This is a genomic window from Massilia sp. IC2-476 (assembly GCF_020707295.1).
GTDB lineage: Bacteria > Pseudomonadota > Gammaproteobacteria > Burkholderiales > Burkholderiaceae_D > Telluria.
Map to the genome: position 1 here is coordinate 226,989 of NZ_JAJFER010000005.1, position 20,493 is coordinate 247,481.

Sequence of the window (20,493 nt, forward strand, 5' to 3'; positions counted from 1 at the left end):
GCTACTCGCCCTGCCAGTAGTTGTCGAAACCGCGCGCGCGCCATTTCAGGTCGGAGAAGCGCACTGTAAAGCGCTCGCCTTTGGGCGACTGCGCCGAAAAGCCGACCTGCACCGGCTGATCCGTCGGCAGCGCGAAGGTGCGCAGCATGCGCCACGTGGCGCCGTCGGTTGACAGGTAGAACACGTACACACCGCCTTTGCGCGCGATCTTCAGATACGCCACGCTGCCTTCCACCTGCTGATGGAGGGCGTCGTCCCCCGTGCCCTTGGTGATGGTCGTCGTGACCGCATTGCTGCCGTCCGGCATACGCTCGAACAGCACTTTGCCCCACGTGGCCTTACCGGCATACACCAGCAGCGCAGCGCCATCGAAAGCGCTGTGGAAGTCGGCCTGGATCCTGGCCGAGAAAATAAAATCATCGCGCGGCGCGAACAGTACACGCGGGGTATCGTCGATGAGCTTGCTGCCGTCGACATTGGCATACATGTCAGTGCCCTTTGCCGCGCTGAGGGTCAACTCACCCGCGGCAATCGACGCCGCACCGCTAGGTGCCGCAATGGTCAAGGGATAGGGAATCGCCGCGATCGACGCCCTGGGCTGTGCCGGCGTGGAAGCACCCACGCCGGCCTGTGCGACCGCGGTCAGCGGCGTCAAGGCCGCCCATATTGAACAGAAAACAAAGGCAGGCAGTTTCACAGTCGGTTCCCTGGGTGGTGGAATCGATTGCAAAGTAATCGCATCGATCGGTGGCGTCAATACTGGCTGGGTAGGCTCAGCAAGAAATGCCGCCCTTGCTCTCCACGCCGATTTCGCCTAACATGTGAACAACTATTCACATGTTAAACATGACTAATCATCCTGAATATCAAGCCGGCGCTGTCGAAGAGCTGGCCGACCTGTTCCACCTGCTCGGCGACGCCACCCGCCTGCGCATCGTGCTCGCCTGCCTGGCGCAGCCGACCGCGGTGGGCGACATTGCCGCTTCCCTCGACCTGTCCAGTTCCCTGGTCAGCCACCACCTGCGCCTGCTGCGCGCCGCCCGCATCGTCAAGGCCGAGCGCCAGGGCAAGCAGGTCTTCTATTCGGCTGCCGATGCCCACATCAGCAGCCTGCTCGCCAACATGTTCGAGCACATCGCCGAACCAGCAACCGGAATGGACGCATGAGTACCACGCACAAGCACGACCACGCTCACGATCACCACGACCACGGTCACGACCACCACCACGGCTTCGGCCACCACCATCACCACATGCCCGACCCGGCCGGCAACGGACGCGCCTTTGCGCTGGCGATCGGGGTCAACACGCTGTTCGTGGCGATCGAATTCATCTACGGCTTCATCGCCCACTCCACCGCGCTGATGGCGGACGCCGGCCATAACCTGTCCGACGTGCTGGGCCTGATCCTGGCCTGGGGCGCCGCGGTGCTGGCCAAGAGCGCGCCGAAGGGGCGCTACACCTACGGCCTGCGCGGCTCGTCGATCCTGGCGGCGCTGGCCAACGGCCTGCTGCTGATGGTGGCCTGCGGCGCCATCGCTTGGGAAGCGGTGCAACGCTTCGCGGAACCGGCGCCGGTCGAGGGCATGACGGTGTCGATCATCGCGGCGATCGGCGTGGCGATCAACGGCTTCTCGGCCTGGCTGTTCCTGGCCGGCAGCAAGGGCGACCTGAACGTGCGCGGCGCCTACCTGCACATGGCGGCCGACGCCGCGCTGTCGCTGGGCGTGGTGATCTCGGGCCTGGTCATCATGGGCACCGGCTGGACCTGGATCGACCCGGCGGTAAGCCTGGTGATCGTGGTCGTGATCGTGCTGGGCACCTGGTCGCTGCTGCGCGAATCGGTGCAGATGTCGATGGCCGCGGTGCCGCATAGCGTCGACGCCGGCGCCGTGCGCAACTACCTGTGCAGCCAGCCGGGCGTGAAGGAAGTGCATGACCTGCACATCTGGGCAATGAGCACCACCGAGAACGCATTGACGGCGCACGTGGTGATGCCGGGCGGGTATCCGGGCGACCGGGTGCTGGACGAGATGGTGGCGAAGCTGCGCAGCGACTTCGGGATCCATCACTGCACGCTGCAGATGGAGGAAGGGACGACGCATCATGATTGTGCGCTGGAGGGGCATGATCATGATCACGACCATGATCATGCGCATGCACATTGAGTGCGGTGGGCTAACTAGACGCTACGAACTTGGAGGGACTGATGCCAGTGGCATCAGTCCCGCCTTCGCGGGAATGACGGTTTTAAAGCTGGGGGGTAGAGTTAGCGCCACCTCCAATCCGCAGCGCTGAGACGTCATCCCGGCGAAGGCCGGGATCCAATTCCGATGAGCAGTGAGAACAGCAGCCTTTAGCCCGCCAGGTTGGCGTACAAGGCCGTACTGAGATACCTCTCGCCAAACGACGGAATGATCGTCACGATCATCTTCCCCGCATTCTCCGGCCGCTGCGCCACCTGCATTGCCGCCCACAGCGCGGCCCCCGACGAAATCCCGACCAGCAGCCCTTCCTCGCGCGCCGCCGCGCGTGCGGTCTCGAAGGCGTCGTCGTTCTTCACGGTGATGATTTCGTCATAGGCGCCGGTGTTGAGCACTGCCGGCACGAAGCCGGCGCCGATGCCCTGGATCGGGTGCGGGCCCTTGGTGCCTTTCGACAGCATCGGCGAGGCTTCCGGCTCGACGGCGATCGCCTTGAAGCCGGGTTTACGCGCCTTGATCACTTCGCTCACGCCGGTAATGGTGCCGCCGGTGCCGATGCCGGCGACCAGGATGTCGACCTTGCCGTCGGTGTCGCGCCAGATTTCCTCGGCGGTGGTGTTGCGGTGGATTTCCGGGTTGGCCGGATTGTTGAACTGCTGGGGCATGAAGCAGTTCGGATCAAGGGCGACCAGTTCCTCGGCGCGGCGGATCGCGCCCAGCATGCCTTCGCTGCCTGGCGTGAGCACGAGTTCGGCGCCGTAGGCGCGCAGCAGCATGCGCCGTTCGTTGCTCATGGTCTCAGGCATGACGAGCCTGCAGCGGTAGCCGCGCGCGGCGCACACCATCGCAAGCGCGATGCCGGTGTTGCCGCTGGTGGGTTCGACGATGATGGTGTCAGGCTTGATCAGGCCGGCGCGCTCGGCGGCCTCGATCATGGCCAGCCCGATGCGGTCTTTCACGCTGTGCGCGGGGTTGTGGTATTCGAGCTTGCCGAGGATCTCGGCCCCACCCTGCGGGGCCAGCCTGCGGATTCGTACGAGTGGGGTGTTGCCGATGAGTTCAGTAACGTCGTTCGCGATGCGCATGCCGGTCTCCCGCAATAGTGTGAGGCGGGCACTGCCCGCCCCAGTCGATTTTGACTTAGAGCGCCTAACAATTCCTCCCATGGCTGCGTTGCATCGTCTCGCCGTACTAGCGTACTGTCTTCGACGATGCGCCTTGCCCTGGGGGTTTTGTTAGGCGCTCTTACTTGACGTTCACCAGTTCCACGTCGAAGATCAGGTCGGCGTCCGGCGGGATCATCGGGCCGGCGCCGCGCTTGCCGTAGGCCAGCACGCTCGGGATGATCAGGGTGCGCTTGCCGCCCACCTTCATGCCTGCCACGCCCTGCTCCCAGCCCTTGATGACGCGGCCCGCGCCCAGCTGGAATTCGAGCGGCTCGCCGCGGTCGACCGAGGAGTCGAATTTCTTGCCGCGCTGCTTGGGTGCCAGCGGCTTGTGCAGCCAGCCGGTGTAGTGGACGTAGACGTTGCTGCCGGCGGTGGCTTCCTTGCCCTTGCCGACCACGCGGTCGATGATCTCGACCTGGGGCGTGGGCACGGCCGGCGCCGTGGCTTCGGGCTGCGGCGCAGTCTGCGGCTGGGTGGCCTGCGGCACGGTCTGCTGCTCCGGCGCGGGCTGGGTAGTGGGCTTGGACGCGTCCTGCTGCTGGGTGGCGGTGTCCTGGGCGGATGCGGCAGCGGCGGCCAGCATCAGTGCGGCAAAGGCGGTACGACGGATCATGTGGGCTCTTCCATCAAAGTGATCAATAACTGATCCTATGATAGCAAGGCCTCTTCCGCTTGCACAGTTTCCACGTTGGCCACGCCATCCTGCGGGACGGCGTTGGCCACGTCGGCGTTCGCCGCATCGGCCAGCTTGCGCAGCAGGTGGCCGGCCGCCACCATGCCGAAGGTGGCGGTCACCACCATGCTCGAACCGAAACCGGCGCAGTTCAGGCCCGTGATGCTGTTCGGGTCCACCGCGCAGGCGTCGCCGCTCTCCGGATAGCGCAGCGGCTCCATCGAGAACACGGCGTCGATGTGGTATTTGTTCTTTTCGCCCTTGGCGAAGCCGTACTGCGCACGCAGGATCTTGCGCACCTTTTTCAGGAGCGGTTCCTGCTCGGTGCGGGCCAGGTCGCGCACTTCGATCTTCGTGGGGTCGGTCTGGCCGCCGGCGCCGCCGATGACGATCAGCGGCAGCTTGTTGGCGCTGCACCAGGCGATCAGGGCGGCCTTCGACTTGACGCCGTCGATGGCGTCGACCACGTAATCAAACCCTTTGCCCGCAACCATGCTCTCGAGGTTTTCCGGGTCGATGAAATCCTCGACCAGGTTGACCTTGCAGAAGGGGTTGATCTGCGCGATGCGTTCCTTCAGCGCTTCGATCTTCGGCATGCCGATGGTCGAGGTCAGGGCCTGCAGCTGGCGGTTGATGTTCGATTCGGCCACGTTATCGAGGTCGATCAGGGTCAGCTCGCCCACGGCGCTGCGCGCCAACGCCTCGACGATCCAGGAACCGACGCCGCCGACACCGATCACGCAAACGTGCGCCGCACGAAAGCGTTCGAGTGCACGCTCGCCATAGAGGCGCGCGATCCCGCCGAAGCGGCGCGCAAAGTCGACTTCGTCGTCCAGGGTGCTTGCAAAGGATGGGGTATCGATCAGGTTCATCCCGGCATTTTAACGGACGATCCTTTCGCAGCTGCACTAAAATAGCTTCTAGTCAATCAAATTCTTCTCGTGTGTCAACAAAACGCCAATGACCCCAATCCTCCACGACACCGCTCCCGATTTCGACCAGCCGATCGCTGTCCTCAAGCATTGCCATGACCGTATCCGCAAGCAGCTTGCGACGCTCGACAAGCTGCTCGCCCACCTGCCGGAATTCGGCGCCGACGAACAGGCGCGCCAGGCGGCGGGGGCGGTCCTGAAATATTTCGAAAAGGCCGCCCACCTGCACCACGAGGACGAGGAACAGGACCTGATCCCGATGCTGCGCGCGGTCGCCCAGGGCGAAGACGCGGCCACGCTGCAGGCGCTGGCGCCGGTGATCCTGCAGGACCACAAGGACATGGACGCGATGTGGCAGGATTTGCATGAGCAATTGACCGCCATTGCAGAAGGCCAGGGAGCCGCGCTGTCGGCCAGCACGGTGCAGCGCTTCAGCCAGCGCTATTCGTCCCACATGGAGCGCGAGGAAGGCACGATGGCGCCGATGGCGCTGCGCCTGTTCGGCCCGGAGCAGATGGCGCAACTCGGCAAGGCCATGCAGCGCCGCCGCGGCATCGGAACGGAAGCAAACCCGGTCCCCGCCATCGGCCAGGCGGTGGCCGACCTGCGCAAGGACTACGGCCAGGCCAGCCTGAACGAAACCGATGTGATGGACGATCCGATGCTCCAGTTCACGCAGTGGTTCGAACAGGCGCTGAAGGCCGAGGTGAACGAGCCGAACGCCATGTCGGTGGCCACGGTGGGCCCGGATGGGCGCCCGAGCTCGCGCATCGTGCTGGTCAAGCAGTTCGACGAACGCGGCTTTACCTGGTACACCAACTACGACAGTCGCAAAGGCCAAGAGTTAGAGGGAAATCAACATGCAGCTTTGTTATTCTTTTGGAGCGAACTCGAACGTCAGGTTCGCATCGAAGGAAGAGTTGAGCGTACCTCGAGCGAGGAAAGCGACCGGTATTTCCGCAGCCGTCCGCTGAAGAGCCGCCTGTCGGCCATTGCTTCGCACCAAAGTGCGCCGATCGCCAGCCGTGCCGAACTGGAGCAGAATTACGAGGTGGTGGCACGGCAGGCCGGTGACGACCCGGCGCGACCAGGCAACTGGGGCGGGTTCCGCCTCGTGCCCGAGCGCCTGGAATTCTGGCAGGGGCGCCGCTCCCGCTTCCACGACCGCATCATCTATGAGCGGCAGGAAGACGGGAGCTGGACGCGCCTGCGCCTGCAACCCTGACCGCGGCCGCGCGCCTCGCACGCGCACGCGGCCCCCAAGCTGGAGGCAAGCGTGTTCGAACAGATGATGTTGTCGGCCTGGAGCGAAGGCCTGCGTAACAAGCCATCCCTGCCCTTGCGGGTCGAACTCTGGGATGGCCGGCAACTCGAGTTTTCGAGCGAAGCGCCGCGCGTGACCATCCGGGTTCCCGACCGCGCCGCCCTGCGCTACCTGCGCTCGCCATCGCTGTACAACCTCGGGCGTGCCTACGTCGAGGGTGCCATCGACATCAAGGGACGCGCGGCCGACATCATCAGCGTCGGCAACAGCCTGGCCGCGAGCATGGACAAGGGACGCAGCCGCTTGGTCGAGGTCCTGCGCCGCAACGTCCCGCACACCCGCCAGAGCGATGCCGAGGCGATCCGCTACCACTACGACGTCTCCAACGACTTCTACGCGGCCTGGCTCGACCCCGCCATGGTGTATTCCTGCGCGTATTTTGAAGAAGGCAGCGAAGACCTGGCCACGGCGCAGCAGAAGAAGATCGACCACATCCTGCGCAAGATCGACCTGCGCCCGGGACAGACGCTGCTGGATATCGGCTGCGGCTGGGGTGCGCTGGTGCTGCGCGCCGCCCAGGCTTTCGGCGCGCGCTGCGTCGGCATTACGCTGTCGGAGAACCAGGCCCTGCTTGCGCGCGAGCGCGTCGCGCGCGCGGGTTTGACCGGCCAGGTCGAGATCCGCCTGCAGGACTACCGCGACGTCGAGGGCCAATTCGAGCGCATCACCAGCGTCGGCATGTTCGAGCACGTCGGCGTACAGCACCTGCCTGCGTATTTTTCACGCATTAATACCTTGCTGGCGCCGGATGGCGTCGTGATGAACCACGGAATCACCACCGCCAATGTGGACAACAGCGCCACGCCCTATGGCGGCGGCGAGTTCATCGGCCAGTACGTGTTCCCGCAGGGCGAACTGGCCCACCTGTCGACGGTGGTGCGCGCGATGCAGGAAGGCGGGCTGGAAGTGCGCGACGTGGAAAATCTGCGGCGCCACTACGCCAAAACCTGCGCGATCTGGACCGAGAACTTCGAAAGCCGGGCGGAGCACATCCGCAAGCTGACGGACGAGAAGCGCTTCCGGATCTGGCACGTCTACCTGGCCGGCTGCGCGTACGCCTTCGCGCATGGCCGCATCAGCCTGTACCAGATCGTGTGTGGCAAGGCGGAGGGGAATGTGGAGCGGCTGCCGTGGTCACGGCGCTACATGTACCCGTAGGGTGTTCGGCTTTGCCGAACGCGCGTTCAACTCACGAATGCACTGACACTACGCGATTGATCATCGGACGCTTGAGGACCGTAGGGTGGGCGGATCTTCCGCCCACGCGGTGATAGCTACCGGATCCAGCCCCGCGAAAGTTGATCTACTTGAGACGCTCGCTGAAGGTCTTGCGGAACTTCGCCACCTTCGGCGCCACCACGAACGCGCAATACCCCTGCAGCGGATGCTGCGCAAAATAGTTTTGGTGGTAATCCTCGGCCTTGTACCAGGTCTCCTGCGGCAACAGCTGGGTCACGATCGGCGCGTCCCACACCGCCGCCATCTCGGCCATCACCTTGCGCGCGGTCGCTTCCTGTTCTGGCGAGGTGGTGAAGATCACTGAGCGGTACTGGGGACCGACGTCGTTGCCCTGGCGGTCAGGCGTGGTCGGGTCGTGGATCGTGAAGAAGATCTCGAGGATGTCGCGGTAGCTGATCACCGACGGGTCGAATTCCAGCCGCACCACTTCAGCATGGCCGGTCGTCGCGGCGCACACCTGCTCGTAGCTCGGATTCTCGACATGGCCGCCCATGTAGCCCGATTCCACGCGGGTCACGCCGCGCGCCTCCAGGTAGACCGCTTCCAGGCACCAGAAACATCCGCCCCCGAGGATGGCTACCTCGCTCCCCCTTTGTTCGCTCATCGCACGCACCTTTGATTTCGTCAGTTTTGATAGTTCTTAATTTACCGCAAAGCCAAGTTTTGTGCAGTGCAAGCCACTGGCGGAAGCGGCCGATGGCCCGACAGTGGCATAATGGCGTTCCAATGAATACACGTTCCCCCCGCGCCACGACGCGCGGTTTCGATTCGGCGCACTTTCGCCATGCCCTGTCGCAATTCGCTACCGGTGTCACCGTCATCACCACGCGCCTTGCCGACGGCACTTTCCGCGGGCTGACTGCCAGTTCCTTTAACTCGGTCTCGCTCGAGCCCCCGCTCGTCCTGTGGAGCCTGGGCGCCGGCGCCAACAGCCTGCCGATTTTCAGCGGCAACTCGCACTATGTCATCAACGTCCTTGCCGCCGGGCAGCAGGACCTGGCCCTGCGCTTCTCGCGCCGCACCGACAATCCCTTCGACGGCGTCGAGTACGAACTGTCGCGCACCGGCCTGCCGATCCTGAAAGGCGTCTCGGCCTGGTTCGAATGCCACAACCGCAGCCGCTATCCGGAAGGCGACCACGTCATCTTCGTAGGCGAAGTCGAGCAGTGCGCCGTCCATCCACAGCCGGCGCTGCTGTTCCACGGCGGACGATTCGGCCAGACCGGCTGACGCTCCCAGAGTGCAGCTGGCGAGGATCGCGCCAGTTGTCCGGATTTTCAGGCAAGTCCGCGCTTGAACCGCGTCCTACCATTCTTCTCACCTTAACGCCGCGCCAGCGGCACAACATGGAGAGAAGACATCATGTCCAAAGTCTGGTTCATCACGGGCGCCAACCGCGGGATTGGCGCACAAATCGCCCACGCAGCCATCGCTAGCGGCGACCGCGTCGTCGCGGCAGGCCGCAAGCTTGATCAACTGAAAGCCACCTTCGCGGCCGTGGACCCGGCCCAGGTCGCCCTAGTGGAATTCGACGTCGCTCGCGAGGCACAGGCCCCGGCAGCGATCGAGGCCGCCGTGGCGCGCTTCGGCCGCATCGACGTGCTCGTCAACAATGCTGCCTACGGCCTGCTGGGCAACTTCGAGGAACTCACGCCCCAGGACATCGAACAGCAGTTCAGCGTCAACGTCTTCGGCGTGATGCACGTGCTGCGCGCCGCCCTGCCGGTGCTGCGCCGGCAGCGCTCGGGCCACATCATCAACATCAGCTCGATCGCCGGCCTCACCGGCTTCGACGGCGCCTCGGTGTATTGCGCCACCAAGTATGCGATCGAGGGCCTGTCCTCCTCGCTGGCGCTGGAGTTGGCGAAGTTCGGCATCAACATCACGACGGTGGAGCCCGGCTTCTTCCGCACCGATTTCCTCGACCAGAGCTCGGTCCGCTACGGCCAGAAAACCATCGAGGACTATGCCGCCCACGGCTCGGTCGAGAACGCCTACGGCGCCTATCACGGCAAGCAACTGGGCGATCCGGTGAAGCTTGCCGCCGCGGTGGTCCAGTTGGCCGGCATGGACAATCCGCCGAAGCAGTTCCTGGCCGGCAGCGACGCCGTCGCCATGGCCACGGCGGAACTCGATGCCCGCTTCAGCGCGCTGAATGCGATGGCCGCACTGTCGCGCTCGACCGACCACGCAGCGTGAAGCGCGGCGGCAGCTGGTGTATTCTGGCTGGTGAGAAGGCCATGAACTCACCCGACCACATTCCTATCCTTGCCGGCGCCCAGGCGGCCTCCCGGCCGGCCAGCCCGGCGCTCGCGCGGCTGGCGCGGCTGCTGACCGCCCACGCGCCGCAGGACGGTTCTTTCGAGACCTGCATCCCGGGCGTGCACGCGATCCGGGCCTCGAACACCAGCGCCGAGCTGGTGCACGGCCTGCACCGCCCCGCCCTGTGCATCGTGGCGCAGGGCGCCAAGACCGTCATGCTGGGCGACGAGTCGTACGACTACGATCCCTCGCGCATGATGATCTTCTCGCTCGACCTGCCGATCGCCGCCATGATCCGGCAGGCCAGCGTGGCGGCGCCCTACCTGTCCTTCCGGCTCGATTTCGACCAGCAACGCCTGGCCGAACTGATCCTGAAGGTCTATCCCGAGGGCGTGCCCGCCGTGGCCGACAGGCGCGCCGTCTACGTGGCCGAGGCCGGCGAGCCCATCGTCGACGCCGCCGCACGCCTGATGGCGCTGGCCGGCCAGCCCGAGGATGCGGCCCTGCTGGCGCCGCTGGCGCTCGATGAGATCGTGCTGCGCCTGCTGCGCGGCCCCTTCGGCGCCCGGCTGGCCCAGCTCGGCCGCGTCGAGTCGCACCGGATTGGCCGGGTGGTGGACTGGATCCGCCGCCATTACGACCAGCCCATCCGCATCGACGAGATGGCTGAGCTGGCGCACATGAGCCCGTCGTCATTGCACGAGCATTTCAAGTCGCTGACCTCGATGAGCCCCTTGCAATACCAGAAGACCCTGCGCCTGCAGGAGGCGCGCCGGCTGATGCTGTCGACCGGCATGGATGCCGGCCTGGCATGCCAGCGGGTCGGCTACGCCAGTCCCTCGCAGTTCAGCCGCGAATATGCCCGCCATTTCGGCTCGGCGCCGACGCGCGACATGCTGCGCCTGCGCAACGCCGGGCTCAGCAACGCCGTGTCGTTTACACAATAAAATCGCAGGATTGCCGGCCGGGCAAAAATGAAAATGCCTGTCGCACTTTCAAAAGATGCGGCGGCGCGGCATTTCTATAATGGTCAGGCTATGGCGGGTCCAAGGGATGGGCACGCCTTCTATCAGAACCTATCGAGACAGGAAGATCCATGAGCCATTCCCGAAAAGCAGCCTTCCACTGGGACGACCCCCTGCTGCTGAACAGCCAGCTGACCGATGAAGAACGCATGGTGCGCGACGCCGCCGCCAGCTACTGCCAGGACAAGCTGCAGCCGCGCATCCTCGAGGCCTTCCGCCACGAGCGCATGGATGTCGAGATCTTCCGCGAAATGGGCGAACTCGGCCTGCTCGGCCCGACCATCCCTGAACAATACGGCGGCCCGGGCCTGAACTACGTGGCCTACGGCCTGATCGCGCGCGAAGTCGAGCGTGTCGATTCGGGCTACCGCTCGATGATGAGCGTGCAATCCTCGCTGGTGATGGTGCCGATCTACGAATTCGGCAACGAAGCGACCAAACAGAAATACCTGCCCAAGCTGGCCACCGGCGAATGGATCGGCTGCTTCGGCCTGACCGAGCCGAACCACGGCTCCGACCCGGGCTCGATGGTCACCCGCGCGCGCAAGGTCGAGGGCGGCTACTCGCTGAGCGGTTCGAAAATGTGGATCACCAACTCGCCGGTCGCCGACGTGTTCGTGGTCTGGGCCAAGGACGACGAAGGCGCAATCCGCGGCTTCGTGCTGGAGAAGGGCTGGAAGGGCCTGAGCGCGCCGGCGATCCACGGCAAGTTCGGCCTGCGCGCCTCGGTCACCGGCGAAATCGTCATGGACGAAGTGTTCTGCCCGGAAGAAAACGCCTTCCCGGAAGTACGCGGCCTGAAGGGCCCGTTCACCTGCCTGAACTCGGCGCGCTATGGCATCGCCTGGGGCGCGCTGGGCGCCGCCGAAGCCTGCTGGCACACCGCGCGCCAGTACGTGCTGGACCGCAAGCAGTTCGGCAAGCCGCTCGCCGCCAACCAGCTGGTGCAGAAGAAGCTGGCCGACATGCAGACCGAAATCACGCTCGGCCTGCAGGGCTGCCTGCGCCTGGGCCGCATGAAGGACGAAGGCACGGCCGCGGTCGAAATCACTTCGATCATGAAGCGCAATTCGTGCGGCAAGGCACTGGATATTGCCCGTGTTGCCCGCGATATGCTCGGCGGCAACGGCATCTCGGATGAGTTCGGCATCGTGCGCCATATGGTCAACCTCGAGGTGGTCAATACCTACGAAGGCACCCACGACATCCACGCGCTGATCCTCGGCCGCGCGCAGACCGGCATCGCCGCGTTCTGATTCTCCCAGCGCGCCGCCGCCCGGCGGCGCGCTTCCCTCGGGCAGTGTCCCGAATACAAATCCTTTTCCAATTTCAATCGCGCCGTGTCAATACGGTGCATTTTTGCGTTAGGATAGTTGCAGGCTTCACATTAGTAAATCTATACCCATCTCAGACCACTTCGCGAGGCCCGATGAGTGCTCCTGATCGACCGCAACCGTCCCCTGTTGCCGAGGGCCGCATCGCGCAGGAACAGCATTGCGATGCGCAGCCTTTGTCTCTCGAGATGTTGCTGGACAACCTGCCAATCGCTGTCTACCGTTGCCTCAACGACGGCCAGTGCACCATGAAGTATGTCAGCAACGGCATCGAAAGGCTGACCGGCTACTCTCCTGCCACCTTCCTGTCGCACACCGGCGTGACCTTCTCCAGCATCATTCACCCCGACGACCGCAATTCGGTCGAACGCGCCATTGCACTCGCGATACAGCAGGAACGATCGTTCCAGCTGACCTACCGGATCCGCTGCGCCAACGGCGAACAGCGATGGGTCTTCGAGCAGGGTTCGGCGCCCCCGCAGGCTGGAGGCCGGATCCTGGAGGGCATCCTGTTCGACTATACCCAGCTGCGCAAAGCCAACATGCTGGTGTACGAACAGGCCTCCTATCTGCAGCAGGCGCGCGACGCCATCATTGCGATGGACCTGAATTCGCGCATCACGTACTGGAATAACGGCGCCGAGCGGCTCTACGGCTGGACCGCAGCGGAAGCCCGCAGCAAGAAGTTCTCGGAACTGCTGTGTGAAAACCTGCCGGCTTATCACGCAGCCTACGAGACCACCCTTGCCAATGGCGAGTGGACGGGTGAACTGTCGCACCTGCGGCGCGACGGCGTCTGCATCGAGACCGACACGCGCTGGACCCTGCTGGCCGCGGATCGCGAATCGGGCGCACCCCAGAAGATCCTCGTGATCAGCACCGACATCAGCGAACGCAAGCACAACGAAGCGAAGATCTACCGCCTCGCCTTCTTCGATGCCTTGACCGACCTGCCGAATCGCGCCAGCCTGCTCGACCACCTGCGCCGCGCCCTGCTGGGCAGCGCCCGATCGCGCAAGCACGGCGCCCTGATGTTCTGCGACCTCGACAACTTCAAGTACCTGAACGACTCGCAGGGACACGCCGCCGGCGACATGCTGCTGCAGGCGGTCGCGCGCCGCCTCGAGCACTGCGTGCGCGAAGCCGACATGGTGGCGCGCCTGGGCGGCGACGAGTTCGTGATCCTGATCCAGCCGGTGGAAGACACGCGCGAAGGCGCGGCGGCGCAGGCCGAGACGGTGGCGACCAAGGTGGTGGCAGCGATGGCGGCGCCCTTCCAGCTGGCCGAGATGAATTATTCGGTATCGGTCAGCGTCGGCGTCGCCACCATGTGCGGCGTGGTCGATACGGTCGAATCGATCCTGCGCCAGGCCGACGCCGCGATGTACCAGGCCAAGGCCTGCGGACGCAATACCTACCGCTTCCACGACCCGGCGGTGCAGGCCGCGTGGTCGGCGCGGGCCGAGCTGGAAGGCGCGATGCGGCGCGCCCTGCGCGACAACGAATTCGTGCTGCACTACCAGCCGCAGCTCGACCGCAGCAGCCGCGTGATTGGCGCCGAAGCGCTGCTGCGCTGGCGCCTGCCGGACGGGCGGCTTCTGTACCCGGCGGAATTCATCCATGCCGCCGAAGAGAGCGGCCTGATCATCGACATCGGCCGCTGGGTGCTGCGCACCGCCTGCGCCGAGCTGGCGCGCTGGCAGCGCTGGCCCGACATGGCCGGCTTGACGCTGTCGGTCAACGTCAGCGCCAGCCAGTTCATCGAACCGGACTTCGTGCCGATGCTGCAGGGCGTGTTCGAAGAGACGGGCGTGCAGCCCTCCAGCCTCAAGCTGGAACTGACCGAAAGCCTGGTGGTGAGTGACTTCACCCAGACCGCGCGCACCATGGCCATGCTCAAGCAGCGCGGCATCAGTTTCTCGCTGGACGACTTCGGCACCGGCTACTCGAGTCTGGCCTACCTGCGCAAGCTGCCGCTCGACCAGCTCAAGATCGACCAGTCCTTCATGCGCGACGTGCTCACCGACCAGAACGACGCCTCGATCGTCCGCTCCATCATCGCGCTGGGCGACAGCCTGGGGCTGCAGGTGATCGCGGAAGGGGTCGAGACGCCGGGCCAGCGCCAGTTCCTGTCGGACGCCGGCTGCTTCATCTACCAGGGTTTTTTATACCAGCACGCGCTGAGCTCGGAAAACTTCACGCAGTACGCGCGCATGGTGCATTGAACCATATGCTCGTAGGGTGCTCGGCTCTGCCGAGCGCGCGTTCAGATCACGAATGAACTGATGTATCGTCTGCTCGTCGGCTGCTTGAACGCGCGGTCGGCGAAGCCGACCACCCTACGGGTTCAGATCGCATCGTCCTGCAGCGCCAGCGGCACCCCGCGCGCCCAGCGGTTGGAGGACAGCGAAAACTCCAGCGCCCGCACCTGATGGAACCAGCCGGCCGGCACGTAAAGCATGTCGCCGGGTTCGACGATGCAGGACACTGTCGCCGCCTGGCGCGCCAGCGGATAGGCGTCGAAGTCGGGCACTTCCGGATCGAAGGGAGAGCCGAACAGCACCGGGTTGGCTTCGTTCGCATACAGGTAGGCGTCGTGGTGCGGCGGCGCCAGGAAGATGCGCTTGCGGCCCCAGACCTGGGCGAAGATGTTGTCGTCGAAGTCGCAGTGCAGCGGCGTCATGGTGCCGACGGGGCCGAGCCAGAACCGGGGCGGTCCCATCTTGCGGAAGTAGGCCGGCCAGTGGCACAGGCGATTCAGTTCGCGCAGCTCGAGATTCCCGACGTACGGCGGCGGGTCGCCCTCGCCATGGATGCGTTCCGGTTCGAGGTCGAGGTACTCGCGCAATGTCATGTCGCGCATCGGGCGGTCGGCACGGAAGGGCTGGCGGATGTAGTCGCCGACGCGGGCGCGCACGGGCAGGTCGCCGTAACGTTCGCGCAGCTCGGCCGGCGTCACGCCGCACAACGGCCACTGCCCGACCAGGCCAGTCATGATGAAAGGAAGTCCTTCTCTGGCGCGCGCCGCGAAGGCGTTCGCGTCCAGGCGCTTCAGGCGGGGAATCTCGACAAGGATGGGAAGGCTGCGCGCGTGCTGCTTGACTGCCTCGCGCATGGCGGTGATCGAGCTGACGCCGCGTACTGCGGCGTCACGCTCTTCCTGGGCGCGCTTCCTGGCCGCCGCGTCTTCCGGTGTCGCCGCCACGGTCGGCAGCGGCGGCAGCGGCCCCTTCGTTACACTTCGTTCCTGCATTCGTTTTCAGCTCTCCACACATTAGCCCGCACAGGGTAGCGTGTGGATGCTGAAAAGTCGAATCAGCGATGCCCGGTAACGAAAGGCGTTTCGGCCACGCCACTGACGCCGGGGCGCAGCAGCACCACCGAACCGGCATCACCGCCGGTACCGGGGTCGATCGAGGTCACCAGCAAGGTGTCGAGGCCGGGGCCGCCGAAGGCGCACATCGAGGGCTTGGCCATCGGCAGTGCGATCTCGCGGTCCAGCTTCCCTTGCGGGGTGAAGCGCTGCACCAGGCCGGCGTCGTTGGCGCAGGTCCAGTAGCAGCCGTCGGCGTCGACCGCGGCACCGTCCGGGCGGCCCTTCTGCCCGGTGAGGTCGAGGAAGACCCGCTTGGTGTGCGGGATGCCCTGGTCGGTGTCGTAGTCGAAAGCCCAGACCGTACGGACCTTGGGATGCGAATCCGACAGGTACATGGTGCGGCCGTCGGGCGACCAGGCCAGGCCGTTCTGGGTCAGCATGCCGCTGACGACCGGGCCGTGCAGGCCACCCTCGGTGCCATAGCGATACAGCCCGCCGACCGCGCGCGCCGCGCCCATGTCCATGAACATGGTGCCGCTCCAGAAACGGCCCTGGCGGTCGCAGCGGCCGTCGTTGAAGCGCATACCCTCGCCCAGCTCCGACGAAGACGGAGCGGCCAGCAGCGTCACCTTGGCGTCACTACCCTCGCCCAGCTCCAGGCGGAACACGCCGGTCTCCATGCCGGCCACCAGGCTGCCGTCGTCGGCACAGGCCACGCAGGCCACCATCTCCGGCGCTTCCCAATGGCGCGCCTGGCCGCTGGCGTGGTCCAGGCGCCACACACGGCGCGCGGGAATGTCGACCCAGTACCACGCCTGTTCGCGCGCGTTCCAGGTCGGGCTTTCGCCGGTGGCGCAGTGCACGCCGTCGATGCGTTGGATATCCATGTTCGCCATCACAGGTCGGTGATCTCGCGGTGTGCCGGCACCAGGGCCTTCATCACCAGCCAGGCAACCAGGTAGGCCAGCGCGCAGATCGAGAACATGATCATGTAGCCGGTCTCCAGGTGACCCTGGGCGCCGTAGTAGTCGAACAGCCAGCCGCCCAGCTTGGTGAGCAGCACGCCGCCCAGGCCGCCGGCCATGCCGCCGATGCCGACCACGGAACCGACGCTGTGTTTCGGGAACATGTCGGACACGGTGGTGAACAGGTTGGCCGACCAGGCCTGGTGGGCCGAGGCGCCGATGCCGATCAGGATCACCGGGAACCAGTAGCCCAGGGTGCCGAGCGGTTGCGCGGCCAGCACCACCAGGGGGAACAGGGCGATGGTGAACATGGCGCGCATGCGGCCCTGGTAGATGCTGGCGCCGCGGTCGATGAACCAGGTCGGCAGCCAGCCGCCGCCGATCGAGCCCACCATGGTCATGCTGTACAGGACCGCCAGCGGGATCACCATTTCCGGACCCGTGAGGCCGTATTGCGAGGACATGTATTTCGGCAGCCAGAACAGGAAGAACCACCACACGCCGTCGGTCATGAACTTACCGAAGGTGAAGGCCCAGGTCTGGCGGTAACCGAGCAGCTTGAACCACGAGGCCTTCGGCTTGCCGGCCGCGCTTGGTGCTGCTTCCACCGGGGTGCTGTCGCTGTTGATGTAGGCCAGTTCGCCTGCGCTGAGGCGCTTCTGGCGTTCCGGCGTGTCGTACAGCCAGATCCAGACACCCATCCACAGGAAGCCGACCGCGCCGACGGCGATGAAGGCGGCCTGCCAGCCCCAGTACTCGGCGATCAGCGGCACCGTGAGCGGCGCCAGGATCGCGCCGACGTTGGCGCCGGAGTTGAAGATACCGGTGGCAAACGAGCGCTCGCGCTTCGGGAAGTACTCGGCGGTGGCCTTGATCGCGGCCGGGAAGTTGCCCGCCTCGCCGATCGCCAGCACCGCGCGGCCGACCATGAAGCCGATGATCGAGACCGGCACGGCGGCCAGGCCCAGGGTGGTGAACACATTGTTGACGGCGGTGCCGATGCCGATCGCGTAGGCGTGGGCGATGGCGCCGATCGACCACACGACGATGGCCAGCACGAAGGCGCGCTTGGTGCCGAGGCGGTCGATCACGCGGCCGGCGAACAGCATCGAGATCGCGTACACGAACTGGAAGGTCGCCGTGATGTTGGCGTAGTCCGTGTTCGACCAGCCGAATTCCTTGGTCAGCAGCGGGGCCAGCAGGCTCAGGACCTGGCGGTCGAGGTAGTTGATGGTGGTGGCGAAGAACAGCAGGGCGCAGATCGTCCAGCGGTATTTGCCCACCGTGGAAGCCAGCTCGCTGGTCTTCTCCGGGCTACGGCTCAAGACTTGCTGATTCATGATGATCAGTTCTTTTCAAGTGAAACAGCCGGTGTCTCCGCCGGCTGGTGCTTCAATCGTGAAAGGGGGCGCAACAAGCGCCCCCCGGGTATTACACCGCGACTTTCAGGTCTCCGTCCAGCACGCGTGCCAGGCGCAGGGGATTGTCATCCCGAAGTGCTTCCGGCAGCAAGTCCGCCGGCAGGCTCTGGTAGCACACCGGCCGCAGGAAGCGGTCGATCGCGGTCGCGCCCACCGAGGTAGTGCGGCTGTCGCTGGTGGCCGGGAACGGGCCGCCGTGGACCATCGCATGCGATACCTCGACGCCGGTCGGGAAGCCGTTGAACAGCACGCGGCCTGCCTTGCGTTCCAGGATCGGCAGCAGCTTCGCCGCCAGCGGATAGTCCGCCGGCTTGACGTGCACGGTAGCGGTCAGCTGGCCGTGCAGCTTTTCCGCCGCCTGCAGCATCTGCTCTTCGCTGTCGAAGCGCACGATCAGCGCGGCCGGGCCGAAGATCTCGTCCTGCAGCTCCGGGTTGCCGATGAAGGCGGCTGCGTCCACTTCGTACAGCGCGGCTTGCGCGGCGCAGCCGATACCTTCGGTGCTGCCCTGCGCAACGAGTCGCAGACCTTCGGTGGCGCCGAAACGGGCGATGCCGCTGTTGTAGGCATCATGGATGCCGGCGGTCAGCATAGTGCCGGCGCCCTTGGCTTGAAGCGCGGTGGTCGCCGCGGCGGCGAAGGCATCCAGCGCCGCGCCCTTGACCGCGAACACCAGGCCCGGGTTGGTGCAGAACTGGCCGACGCCCAGGGTCAGCGAATCGACAAAGCCGTTCGCCAGCGCGGCGCCGCCCTGCTCCAGCGCAGCCGGCAGGAGGAACACCGGGTTCACGCTGCTCATCTCGGCGTAGACCGGGATCGGTTCCGGACGCGAAGCCGCGGTGCGCATCAGCGCAGTGCCGCCGCCGCGCGAGCCGGTGAAACCGACCGCCTTGATCGCCGGGTGAGCCACCAGCTGCTGGCCGATGGTGCGGCCGTCGCCGAACAGCATCGAGAACACGCCTTCCGGCAGGCCGCATTCCTGCACCGCGCGCTGGACGGCGCGGCCGACCAGTTCCGAGGTGCCGAGGTGGGCGCCGTGCGCCTTGACCACGACCGGGCAGCCGGCGGCCAGCGCAGACGCCGTGTCGCCGCCCGCGACCGAGAAGGCCAGCGGGAAGTTACTGGCGCCGAAGACCGCGACCGGGCCGAGGCCGATCTTGGCCAGGCGCAGGTCGGGGCGCGGCGGGGTGCGTTCCGGCAGTGCGGTATCGATGGTCGCGCCGAGGAAGCGGCCGTCGCGCACCACTTTCGCGAACAGGCGCAGCTGGTTCACGGTGCGCATGCGCTCGCCTTCCAGGCGGGCTTGCGGCAGGCCGGTTTCCTGCTGGGCGCGTTCGATCAGTTCCGAACCGATCGCCAGGATCCCTTCCGCCACCGCTTCCAGGAAGCGTGCGCGCTGCTCGAGCGGCAGGGCGCGGTACGGATCGAAGGCGGCGGCTGCGAGTTCGCAGGCGCGGTCCACGTCCGCGCCGGTGGCCTGGCCGAAGCCAGGCTCGAATTCGGCGCGGGTCGAAGGATTGTAGGCACGCTGCTCGCCCGCGCTACCGCGGACCAGCTGGCTGCCGATGATCATTTCACCAGTGATCGTCATGGCTCGTACCTTAAACAGGGTTCTTTTGCTTCTTGATCAGGTCCAGCAGCATCTGGTCTTCTTCCGCGGTCAGGTCGGTCAGCGGCGGACGCACCGGACCCGCGCCGTGGCCGACCAGGCGGGCGCCGGCCTTGATGATGCTGACGGCGTAGCCGCCCTTGCGGTTGCGGATCTCCAGGTACGGCAGGAAGAACTCGTCGATCAGGCGGTTGGTGGTGGCGGTGTCGCCGGCGGCGGTGGCGTTGTAGAAGTCCATCGCCAGCTGCGGCACGAAGTTGAACACGGCCGACGAGTACACCGGGGTGCCCAGTGCCTTGTAGGCGCCGGCGTAGACTTCAGCGGTCGGCAGGCCGCCCAGGTAGCTGAAGCGGTCGCCCATCTTGCGGTAGATCGAGACCATCAGTTCGATGTCGCCGATACCGTCCTTGAAGCCGATCAGGTTCGGGTTGCGGTCGGCCAGCTTGGCCAGCGATTCCGGGGTCAGGCGGCAGGCGGCGCGGTTGTAGACCACGACGCCGATCTTCACGGAGCGGCACACCGCTTCGACGTGGGCGATCAGGCCGTCCTGGTTGGATTCGGTCAGGTAGTGCGGCAGCAGCAGCAGGCCTTGCGCGCCCTGGCGCTCGGCTTCCTGTGCGTGGGCGATGGCGGCGCGGGTCGGGCCGCCGCAGCCAGCCAGGATCGCGACGCCGGTGCCGGCGCAGGTGTCGACCGCGGTCTTAATGATCTGGCCGTACTCTTCGCCGTGCAGCGAGAAGTATTCGCCGGTGCCGCCGGCGGCGAACAGCGCGGTGGCGCCGTACGGGGCCAGCCACTCGAGGCGCTTCTGGTAGCCGGCTTTGTCGAAGTCGAGTTCGGCGGTGAAGTCGGTGATCGGGAAGGACAGCAGGCCGTGCGACAGGACTTTTTGTAGTTCGAGTGCTTGCATTACGAGGTCTCCAGGACAGATATGAATGGGTTGCTGCAGTAAAGGGCCTCACCGCCCTATGTTGTATGTCATCGTACAACTGAACGGATGACGCCGCAAGCGAAAAGTTA

The 20,493-nt window shown here is 65.5% G+C and carries 19 protein-coding genes; 9 read left to right on the plus strand and 10 right to left on the minus strand.

The features are described from left to right. Window position 1: 1 nt before the first annotated feature. Window positions 2–697, minus strand: a complete 696-nt coding sequence (locus tag LK539_RS15235; protein WP_227801870.1) for a DUF1349 domain-containing protein — start codon at window positions 695–697, stop codon at window positions 2–4. Window positions 698–846: 149 nt separating this feature from the next. On the opposite strand from LK539_RS15235, the gene LK539_RS15240 reads away from it, so the two are divergent. Continuing rightward, window positions 847–1,167: a helix-turn-helix transcriptional regulator gene (locus LK539_RS15240; RefSeq protein ID WP_227801871.1), complete on the plus strand. Its 321-nt coding sequence runs from the start codon at window positions 847–849 to the stop codon at window positions 1,165–1,167. After that, window positions 1,164–2,168, plus strand: a complete 1,005-nt coding sequence (locus tag LK539_RS15245; protein ID WP_227801872.1) for a cation diffusion facilitator family transporter — start codon at window positions 1,164–1,166, stop codon at window positions 2,166–2,168. Before LK539_RS15240 ends, LK539_RS15245 begins: the two co-directional genes overlap by 4 nt. Before the next feature lie 188 nt (window positions 2,169–2,356). Here LK539_RS15245 and cysK read toward each other — a convergent pair whose 3' ends face one another. From cysK to tcdA, 3 genes are all read right to left on the minus strand, one after another. Continuing rightward, window positions 2,357–3,289 (minus strand): cysteine synthase A, encoded by a 933-nt coding sequence (gene cysK, locus LK539_RS15250; RefSeq protein ID WP_227801873.1) that lies wholly within the window; start codon window positions 3,287–3,289, stop codon window positions 2,357–2,359. A 160-nt stretch (window positions 3,290–3,449) separates the two neighbouring features. Beyond that, window positions 3,450–3,986 carry an FKBP-type peptidyl-prolyl cis-trans isomerase gene (locus LK539_RS15255; protein ID WP_227801875.1) on the minus strand — a complete coding sequence of 179 codons (537 nt, stop codon included), beginning with the start codon at window positions 3,984–3,986 and terminating at the stop codon, window positions 3,450–3,452. 35 nt (window positions 3,987–4,021) lie between these two features. Then, a complete protein-coding gene (tcdA, locus tag LK539_RS15260; protein ID WP_227801876.1) occupies window positions 4,022–4,918 on the minus strand; it encodes a tRNA cyclic N6-threonylcarbamoyladenosine(37) synthase TcdA in 897 nt (298 codons plus the stop codon). A gap of 88 nt (window positions 4,919–5,006) precedes the next feature. Here tcdA and pdxH point away from each other — a divergent pair, with 88 nt between their 5' ends. Together pdxH and LK539_RS15270 are read left to right on the plus strand one after the other, a co-directional pair. Continuing rightward, entirely contained in the window at window positions 5,007–6,203 is a 1,197-nt protein-coding gene (gene pdxH, locus LK539_RS15265; protein ID WP_227801878.1) for a pyridoxamine 5'-phosphate oxidase, read from the plus strand. A 51-nt stretch (window positions 6,204–6,254) separates the two neighbouring features. Continuing rightward, window positions 6,255–7,460: a class I SAM-dependent methyltransferase gene (locus LK539_RS15270; RefSeq protein WP_227801879.1), complete on the plus strand. Its 1,206-nt coding sequence runs from the start codon at window positions 6,255–6,257 to the stop codon at window positions 7,458–7,460. 145 nt (window positions 7,461–7,605) lie between these two features. Here LK539_RS15270 and msrA read toward each other — a convergent pair whose 3' ends face one another. Further along, window positions 7,606–8,145 (minus strand): peptide-methionine (S)-S-oxide reductase MsrA, encoded by a 540-nt coding sequence (gene msrA / locus LK539_RS15275; protein WP_227801881.1) that lies wholly within the window; start codon window positions 8,143–8,145, stop codon window positions 7,606–7,608. 122 nt (window positions 8,146–8,267) lie between these two features. Between msrA and LK539_RS15280 the strand changes: the two genes are divergently transcribed. From LK539_RS15280 to LK539_RS15300, 5 genes are all read left to right on the plus strand, one after another. Further along, the gene (locus LK539_RS15280; RefSeq protein ID WP_227801882.1) at window positions 8,268–8,771 is read left to right on the plus strand and encodes a flavin reductase family protein; all 504 of its coding nucleotides are present in this window, start codon (window positions 8,268–8,270) and stop codon (window positions 8,769–8,771) included. Between the two features lie 132 nt (window positions 8,772–8,903). After that, window positions 8,904–9,740 (plus strand): SDR family NAD(P)-dependent oxidoreductase, encoded by an 837-nt coding sequence (locus LK539_RS15285; protein WP_227801884.1) that lies wholly within the window; start codon window positions 8,904–8,906, stop codon window positions 9,738–9,740. Between the two features lie 41 nt (window positions 9,741–9,781). Next, window positions 9,782–10,750 (plus strand): AraC family transcriptional regulator, encoded by a 969-nt coding sequence (locus tag LK539_RS15290; protein WP_227801885.1) that lies wholly within the window; start codon window positions 9,782–9,784, stop codon window positions 10,748–10,750. 149 nt (window positions 10,751–10,899) lie between these two features. After that, window positions 10,900–12,084 carry an acyl-CoA dehydrogenase gene (locus tag LK539_RS15295; protein ID WP_227801886.1) on the plus strand — a complete coding sequence of 395 codons (1,185 nt, stop codon included), beginning with the start codon at window positions 10,900–10,902 and terminating at the stop codon, window positions 12,082–12,084. A gap of 173 nt (window positions 12,085–12,257) precedes the next feature. Further along, window positions 12,258–14,387, plus strand: a complete 2,130-nt coding sequence (locus LK539_RS15300) for a bifunctional diguanylate cyclase/phosphodiesterase (RefSeq protein WP_227801887.1) — start codon at window positions 12,258–12,260, stop codon at window positions 14,385–14,387. Between the two features lie 122 nt (window positions 14,388–14,509). Here the strand turns inward: LK539_RS15300 and LK539_RS15305 are convergent, their stop codons facing one another. The 5 genes from LK539_RS15305 to kdgD form a co-directional block, all read right to left on the minus strand. Further along, window positions 14,510–15,415, minus strand: a complete 906-nt coding sequence (locus tag LK539_RS15305; protein ID WP_227801889.1) for a cupin-like domain-containing protein — start codon at window positions 15,413–15,415, stop codon at window positions 14,510–14,512. Between the two features lie 62 nt (window positions 15,416–15,477). Further along, window positions 15,478–16,365, minus strand: coding sequence for an SMP-30/gluconolactonase/LRE family protein (locus LK539_RS15310; RefSeq protein WP_227801890.1), 888 nt, complete (start codon window positions 16,363–16,365; stop codon window positions 15,478–15,480). An 8-nt stretch (window positions 16,366–16,373) separates the two neighbouring features. Further along, entirely contained in the window at window positions 16,374–17,783 is a 1,410-nt protein-coding gene (locus tag LK539_RS15315) for an MFS transporter (RefSeq protein WP_227801892.1), read from the minus strand. Between the two features lie 91 nt (window positions 17,784–17,874). Next, window positions 17,875–19,455, minus strand: coding sequence for an aldehyde dehydrogenase (NADP(+)) (locus tag LK539_RS15320; protein ID WP_227801893.1), 1,581 nt, complete (start codon window positions 19,453–19,455; stop codon window positions 17,875–17,877). Between the two features lie 10 nt (window positions 19,456–19,465). Further along, window positions 19,466–20,383: a 5-dehydro-4-deoxyglucarate dehydratase gene (kdgD, locus tag LK539_RS15325; RefSeq protein ID WP_227801894.1), complete on the minus strand. Its 918-nt coding sequence runs from the start codon at window positions 20,381–20,383 to the stop codon at window positions 19,466–19,468. Window positions 20,384–20,493: the final 110 nt, after the last annotated feature.

Bases quoted from the DNA above. Each gene is read 5' to 3' on its own strand.
- LK539_RS15240 (WP_227801871.1), top strand. From the start codon at position 847: ATGACTAATCATCCTGAATATCAAGCCGGCGCTGTCGAAGAGCTGGCC.
- LK539_RS15245 (WP_227801872.1), top strand. From the start codon at position 1,164: ATGAGTACCACGCACAAGCACGACCACGCTCACGATCACCACGACCAC.
- cysK (WP_227801873.1), bottom strand. From the start codon at position 3,289: ATGCGCATCGCGAACGACGTTACTGAACTCATCGGCAACACCCCACTC.
- LK539_RS15255 (WP_227801875.1), bottom strand. From the start codon at position 3,986: ATGATCCGTCGTACCGCCTTTGCCGCACTGATGCTGGCCGCCGCTGCC.
- tcdA (WP_227801876.1), bottom strand. From the start codon at position 4,918: ATGAACCTGATCGATACCCCATCCTTTGCAAGCACCCTGGACGACGAA.
- pdxH (WP_227801878.1), top strand. From the start codon at position 5,007: ATGACCCCAATCCTCCACGACACCGCTCCCGATTTCGACCAGCCGATC.
- msrA (WP_227801881.1), bottom strand. From the start codon at position 8,145: ATGAGCGAACAAAGGGGGAGCGAGGTAGCCATCCTCGGGGGCGGATGT.
- LK539_RS15280 (WP_227801882.1), top strand. From the start codon at position 8,268: ATGAATACACGTTCCCCCCGCGCCACGACGCGCGGTTTCGATTCGGCG.
- LK539_RS15285 (WP_227801884.1), top strand. From the start codon at position 8,904: ATGTCCAAAGTCTGGTTCATCACGGGCGCCAACCGCGGGATTGGCGCA.
- LK539_RS15290 (WP_227801885.1), top strand. From the start codon at position 9,782: ATGAACTCACCCGACCACATTCCTATCCTTGCCGGCGCCCAGGCGGCC.
- LK539_RS15295 (WP_227801886.1), top strand. From the start codon at position 10,900: ATGAGCCATTCCCGAAAAGCAGCCTTCCACTGGGACGACCCCCTGCTG.
- LK539_RS15300 (WP_227801887.1), top strand. From the start codon at position 12,258: ATGAGTGCTCCTGATCGACCGCAACCGTCCCCTGTTGCCGAGGGCCGC.
- LK539_RS15305 (WP_227801889.1), bottom strand. From the start codon at position 15,415: ATGCAGGAACGAAGTGTAACGAAGGGGCCGCTGCCGCCGCTGCCGACC.
- LK539_RS15310 (WP_227801890.1), bottom strand. From the start codon at position 16,365: ATGGATATCCAACGCATCGACGGCGTGCACTGCGCCACCGGCGAAAGC.
- LK539_RS15315 (WP_227801892.1), bottom strand. From the start codon at position 17,783: ATGAATCAGCAAGTCTTGAGCCGTAGCCCGGAGAAGACCAGCGAGCTG.
- LK539_RS15320 (WP_227801893.1), bottom strand. From the start codon at position 19,455: ATGACGATCACTGGTGAAATGATCATCGGCAGCCAGCTGGTCCGCGGT.
- kdgD (WP_227801894.1), bottom strand. From the start codon at position 20,383: ATGCAAGCACTCGAACTACAAAAAGTCCTGTCGCACGGCCTGCTGTCC.